This is a genomic window from Phormidium pseudopriestleyi FRX01 (assembly GCF_017313335.1).
GTDB lineage: Bacteria > Cyanobacteriota > Cyanobacteriia > Cyanobacteriales > Laspinemataceae > Laspinema > Laspinema pseudopriestleyi.
In genome coordinates this window covers 1-4,449 of sequence record NZ_JAFLQW010000444.1, presented here as the reverse complement: position 1 = coordinate 4,449, position 4,449 = coordinate 1, and the positions used below count along the sequence as shown (strand labels likewise).

The 4,449-nt window shown below is 48.1% G+C and carries 3 protein-coding genes; 1 reads left to right on the top strand and 2 read right to left on the bottom strand.

The features are described 5' to 3' along the window. A partial coding sequence (locus tag J0895_RS16705) for a PAS domain-containing protein (protein WP_207089174.1) occupies nucleotides 1-2,084 on the bottom strand: 2,084 nt, incomplete at its 3' end. 645 nt (nucleotides 2,085-2,729) lie between these two features. Further along, nucleotides 2,730-3,107 carry a response regulator gene (locus J0895_RS16700; RefSeq protein ID WP_207089173.1) on the bottom strand — a complete coding sequence of 126 codons (378 nt, stop codon included), beginning with the start codon at nucleotides 3,105-3,107 and terminating at the stop codon, nucleotides 2,730-2,732. A gap of 490 nt (nucleotides 3,108-3,597) precedes the next feature. Here J0895_RS16700 and J0895_RS16695 point away from each other — a divergent pair, with 490 nt between their 5' ends. Continuing rightward, entirely contained in the window at nucleotides 3,598-4,380 is a 783-nt protein-coding gene (locus J0895_RS16695) for an ATP-binding cassette domain-containing protein (RefSeq protein WP_207089172.1), read from the top strand. The last annotated feature ends 69 nt before the right edge of the window (nucleotides 4,381-4,449 follow it).

The following is a 4,449-nucleotide window of genomic DNA, read 5'->3' as shown; positions in this document are numbered from 1 at the left end:
TCACTTAATTTTTTACCTAAAAATTGTCCAGTTAAGTTCCCAAAATCGATGCCATTGACAGGTTTAAAGTCCAGAATTTTTTGTTTGCGATCAAAGCGAAACATTAAATCAGGCATGGCATTGAGCAAGGCGCGATTTTTGGCTTCGCTTTTGCTCAATAAGGACATGGCGTGTAACATTTGGAACTCGGACCGCTTGCGATCGCTAATGTCCTGCACCGAGCCCAAAACCTTTTTCCTCGGTTCTTCCCCTGGGTTCTCAACGGTTCGCGCAGAATCGCGCAACCAACAAATTTCACCGGATTTGGTAAAAATTCGGTATTCCAATACTGCCCCATATTCCCCGAGCATTTCTCGCTCGAATTGCCGAAATTTGGGCAAATCCTGGGGATGAATTACCTGATGCCAGCCACCTTTTTGATTGATTTCCTCTCGGGTATAGCCGGTGATCCGTTTAAAGGATTCAGTGACCCATTCGGCGATCGGTTCACCCTGCTCATTGAGGGTCAGGGAATAGACAAAATCCGAAGCCAGTTCAGAAATAGCCCGATAGCGGGCTTCACTGTGCCGCAAGGCTTCTAAGGATTTGGTGCGTTCGGTAATATCGGTTACGTAACCTTCTAGGGCAAATAATTCTCCGGTGACTGAAAAAATCCCTCGTCCTTGTTCCCAAACCCATTTGGTTTCTCCCGTCCGAGTGATGATTCGGTAAGCGGATTCAAAGGGCTGTTGGTTTTGTAAACTGGATTGGACCTTTGCCCATAGTTTGTCTTGATCATCAGGATGAATGATTTGGGACAAAGAAACCCGGCGATTCCTGATGATATCTTCTGGATTATATCCGGTTAAAGCGACACATCCATCGCTGACAAATTCCATTGTCCAGTTTCGGTCATTTTTACAGCGATAAACCATGCCCGGAAGGTTGCTCATCAGGGTGGTTAGGGTTCGTTGATTTTCAGTCACCGTGGCGATGAGCAATTTTTCCAGGTCTTGGGACCGCTTGCGATCGCTAATGTCTCGCACCGCTGCCACCCGGAGTCCTCCCCCGGGATTTAAAATTTCTTTTCCCTGAATTTCTACGACCGAAATCGTGCCATCTTTTTTTAAAAGCTCTACTTCATAGGGGGTTTCATCCCCTGCGGTAATCATTTGCAAAGCAATTTTTTTAGAGTTGGGAGTTAAAAAATTAAAGGCATTGTTGCCAATCAACTCTGCTTCTGAGTAGCCGCTCATTTTTACGAGGGCTTGATTGACATCAATAATTTTTCCTCGGCTATGAATGATGATGCCTTCAAAGGTGGCTTCGGAGAGTCGGCGTAATCGGGCTTCGCTATCGCGTAAAGCCATTTCGGTTTGCACCTGCTGAGTAATTTCGCAAACTAAGGCAGCGATTCCGATGAGTTCATTGGAGGGATTGAACAGAGGAAGAACATTCCATTCACAAGTTATGGTTCTGCCGTCTTGGGTGCAATTTTCTAAGCGCCAACGCTGTTTACAGGGGTGGGTTAAGAACTGATTCCAGTGGTTTTGGAAATCAGGACGGGCATTTTCTGGGATGATGGCTGTGAGTAAAGGGGTGGCGATCGCTTCGATGGCATGATAGCCAAATAGGGTTTCTGCAGTGGAATTCCAGGTTTGAATTTCACCGTTGAGGTTCAATTCAATGACGGCGATCGGGAGATGATTGAGGTAAAGTGCCAATTGGTCTGCTGTGGGATTCCCGAGGGATTGGATGCCGTAGCCGTCACTTTCCAGAGAATTGAGGCCCAAAGGCAACGGATGGGTTGTTTTCTGGGCAATTTTTAATTGTCCCCAAGTCCACCCCATCCAGCCGAAGAATAGGGGGTTGAGGTCTAGGATCCAGTGGAGTGGATTGTTGGTATGGACCAGGGCGATCGCCCCTAAAGACCAGTCCACATCTCGAATCACGATATCCAGAATCCATGCACTGACTGCGATCGTGCAACCCAAGAGGATTCCCACCAGGGTGTAAGCTTGAATCAGTCCCCCCCGCTGATTTTCGGGGTTGGAGTTCACATCTGGATTAGGCTTCAAATTTTGGGCTGGTAAATTAATAGGCATCTTGATGAGATCTCTTTAGCGAAGAGGGTGGGTTTGACTTGAACTGTCCTGTTTAGAGTTCCTGTCTTGTCATCAACGGGATATTATCCACTGCTTTCCTAACCGCTATTTTTGATTCCCGATACTAAACGATCTCAAGGAAGTGAAGCGTTAACCTCAATTTCAGACAATCGGCGGCAGTTAAATTTCCATTTATGATCACAAAAATTTCTGCCCAAACCGGCAGGTACTTTGCATCATTGATTCACCTTTCTTCCCTCCTTTGTGCTCGCCTTATTTCACGAATCACGGATATTTACTAAGATTAGGGTTGAGATTAACCAAAAAATCAGGAAATAACCCAGACTGGCGAAGGGGGATGAATGAATCATCGGGAAAAATTGAGGTTTTACGGATGAGGGCGGCTGCCCTTTTATCCAGATCTCCTGATTTTAAGATTGACCCAGAATCCCCCTCCATTAAAAATTCCCAGTTCGCGCATGGAGAACTCAGAATGTTTAAAAATATGACTCAAAACTTCTGTGGACTGATAGAAATCCCCATTCATGACTGTCCAAGCGTGAAGAAATTGACCCCGTGGCGATCGCATCCCTGAAATTTTCCTGATCCATTCTCCCCATTCAACATCAGAGTGCAAAAAGCATCCTAAACAGTCTGTTGTTTGGAAATATGTAACTGAATTTTCTCCAACAACCGAGGAAACTCCACGGGTTTGGTGTCATAATCATCGCATCCTGCCGCCAGACATTTCTCGCGATCGCCAGACATGGCATGAGCAGTTAATGCAATAATTGGGATCCACTGAGTATCCGGTGCCGCTTTAATCCGCCTAGTTGCTTCCCACCCATCCAGTACCGGCAAACTCATATCCATCAAAATCAAGTCAGGTGTTTCGGCATGAGCCATTGTGACGCCTTGTCCGCCATCGACGGCTACGATGACCTCATAGCCCCGACGCTTCAGACGACGCAATAGCATATCCCGATTCATCTCATTATCTTCTACCAACAGGATCTTATGCATTGCTTTCGGGTTCCCTTTGCCCCCCTTACTGTATGCCTTTCTTAAGGCTTTGTAACATAACGCTCATTTGCGCGCATCGATATTATTGCCCAGTTTCCACGCCAAGGTTGATTTTTGGCACGAATGGCTTAAAATCTGAACGGGGTCAGTCTGAATGCCCGGTTTGGCATTTCGCGTTTTGTTCTGTTCTCCCCGTGGCGATCGGTCCCCTAATTCGGGCAGAGATCTCCCGCCTAGGACCCATTTTCTATAAACTTACAAATATATCTCCCTCTGCAACAATATTGCACTAGCTTGTTTTGCAGTCCCAACGATCCGGTCCTCCTCCAGTACCTTTCTTAATTTACTTTACTCGATCGCCACTCTTCTACAAGCCACAGAACCGAACTGACTCAACCGTTCAATCCTAGAAACGCCGCCCGAACCTGCGAAGTCGTCCGGATCAGCATTCTCCCCCACCCCTCCCATCGATCCAGAGATCTATCGATCTATGTCCTTACCCAACCCCCCTGTTAACGATTCAGTTGTTGAATTTTGGGATGTCACCTTTCGGGTGAATCAGCGAAATTTAGTCGCCAATTTGAATTTTAAAGTCAACCGTGGTGAAGCCTTAGTGCTGATTGGACGCAGTGGCAGCGGCAAAAGCACCACGATCGCCCTGATGGATGCGCTTAAAATTCCCACCCAGGGCGAGGTCCTCGTCGAGGGCAAACCCACCACTCAATGGGACCCGATTCAGTTGCGGCGACGGATGGGCTATGTCATTCAGGACATTGGTTTATTTCCCCATTTCACCGTGGCGAAAAATGTGGGTCTTGTCCCGTCTCTTCAGGGGTGGGACCGCGATCGCATCCAGAACCGCGTCACCGAACTCCTCGAACTCGTCGGATTAGAACCCCAACATTTCCTCAACCGCTACCCTCACCAACTCTCCGGGGGTCAACGCCAGCGCGTCGGCGTCGCCCGCGCACTAGCAGCCGATCCCCCCGTCTTACTCATGGATGAACCCTTTGGGGCCGTGGACCCGATTACCCGTCTGGAACTCCAACGGGAATTTAGACACCTGCAACAGCAACTCGGCAAAACCGTAATTTTTGTCACCCATGACATTCATGAAGCCTTGCGCTTGGCAACCCGCATCGGCTTGATGCAGGATGGCAAAATGGTCATGCTAGGCACTCCTACAGAATTGTTGCAATCCGAACATCCCGAAGCTCAAGCCTTTATCCGCTGCCTCCCCACTCCTACCTTCGATGGAATTGCTGATTTTTAGCAGCCAGGGGACCAGTAGGAGTAGGGTGGGCACTGCCCACCTACAGTTATTCGGAGTAAGGTGGGCAGT

What these genes read in the sequence shown, in the direction of transcription:
- J0895_RS16700 (WP_207089173.1), bottom strand. Translation starts at nt 3,107, where the DNA reads ATGCATAAGATCCTGTTGGTAGAAGATAATGAGATGAATCGGGATATG.
- J0895_RS16695 (WP_207089172.1), top strand. Translation starts at nt 3,598, where the DNA reads ATGTCCTTACCCAACCCCCCTGTTAACGATTCAGTTGTTGAATTTTGG.